The organism is Geminocystis sp. CENA526 (assembly GCF_050753365.1).
Taxonomy (GTDB): Bacteria; Cyanobacteriota; Cyanobacteriia; order Cyanobacteriales; family Cyanobacteriaceae; genus Geminocystis.
In genome coordinates, this window is record NZ_JBLZFY010000280.1 from 1 (window position 1) to 1,389 (window position 1,389).

At 32.9% G+C, this 1,389-nt stretch carries 2 protein-coding genes; both read left to right on the plus strand.

The window, feature by feature from the left end; genetic code table 11:
* Positions 1-38 precede the first annotated feature (38 nt).
* Entirely contained in the window at positions 39-767 is a 729-nt protein-coding gene (locus ACN4EE_RS23385) for a Uma2 family endonuclease (RefSeq protein ID WP_431708909.1), read from the plus strand.
* 53 nt (positions 768-820) lie between these two features.
* Positions 821-1,389 (plus strand): Uma2 family endonuclease (locus ACN4EE_RS23390; protein ID WP_431708910.1); only part of this gene is annotated, 569 nt, incomplete at its 3' end.

Below are 1,389 nucleotides of genomic sequence, written 5' to 3' on the forward strand. Positions count from 1 at the left end.
TCTAATCACTGATTTCGCTAAATGAGGAAAAAGCAACTATGAATCAATCAATATTAGTCGAAAAAAAACCAGAAATTATTTATCCTGATAGCGATGGAAAACCCATGTCTGACAATACCAAACAATTTCGTTATATCGTCATCATTAAAGAGAATTTAGAGTTACTTTTTGCAGATAATCCTAATGTCTTTATTGCAGGTGATTTACTCTGGTATCCCGTGGAAGGAGACAATACAATTCGTCAAGCTCCCGATGTGATGGTAGTATTCGATCGACCAAAAGGTGACAGAGGTTCGTATCAACAATGGAAAGAGAATAACGTTACTCCTAGTGTGGCTTTTGAGATACTTTCCCCAGGTAATACCCTCAAAGAAATGGCAAAAAAATTGGCATTTTATGAAAAATACGGCATCGAAGAATATTATATTTATAATCCCGATAGAAATGATTTGAATGGTTATTTAAGACAGGATAATCAATTAGTCATAATTGAAGAAATGCTAGGTTTTATTAGTCCTCTTTTAAAGATAAAATTTGAACTTAATTTAGAAGGTTTACAAATTTATGATGCTCAAGGAAATCGCTTTTTAACCTATGTGGAGTTATCAGAAAAAATTAAGGATACTGAAAGACAATTAAAGCGAGAAAAACAACGTGCTGAACAGGAAAGGCTCAAAGCCGAACAGGAAAAACAACGAGCCGATGAAGCTCAAATCAGAGTCAAATTATTAGAAGAAAAATTGAAAGAATTAGGGATTGAGCTTTAAAATGATTAAAGCAATTCTTAATTAAATATTCTACAGATGAGGAAAAACTAGCGATGAATAAATCAATATTAGTCGAAAAAAAACCAGAAATTATTTATCCTGATAGCGATGGAAAACCCATGTCTGACAATACCAAGCAATTTCGTTATATCGTCATCATTAAAGAGAATTTAGAGTTACTTTTTGCAGATAATCCTAATGTCTTTATTGCAGGTGATTTACTCTGGTATCCCGTGGAAGGAGACAATACAATTCGTCAAGCCCCTGATGTGATGGTAGTATTCGATCGACCAAAAGGTGACAGGGGTTCGTATCAACAATGGAAAGAGAATAACGTTACTCCTAGTGTGGCTTTTGAGATACTTTCCCCAGGTAATACCCTCAAAGAAATGGCAAAAAAACTAGCATTTTATGAAAAATATGGCATCGAAGAATATTATATTTATGATCCCGATAAAAATGATTTGAATGGTTATTTAAGACAGGATAATCGTTTAGTTATAATTGAAGAAATACGAGGTTTTATTAGCCCTCTTTTAAAGATAAAATTTGAATTAGATATAGAGGGTTTACAAATCTATGATTTACAAGGAAATCGCTTTTTAACCTATGTGGAATTATC

Coding starts and splice junctions, on each gene's coding strand:
- ACN4EE_RS23385 (WP_431708909.1), top strand. CDS start 39: ATGAATCAATCAATATTAGTCGAAAAAAAACCAGAAATTATTTATCCT.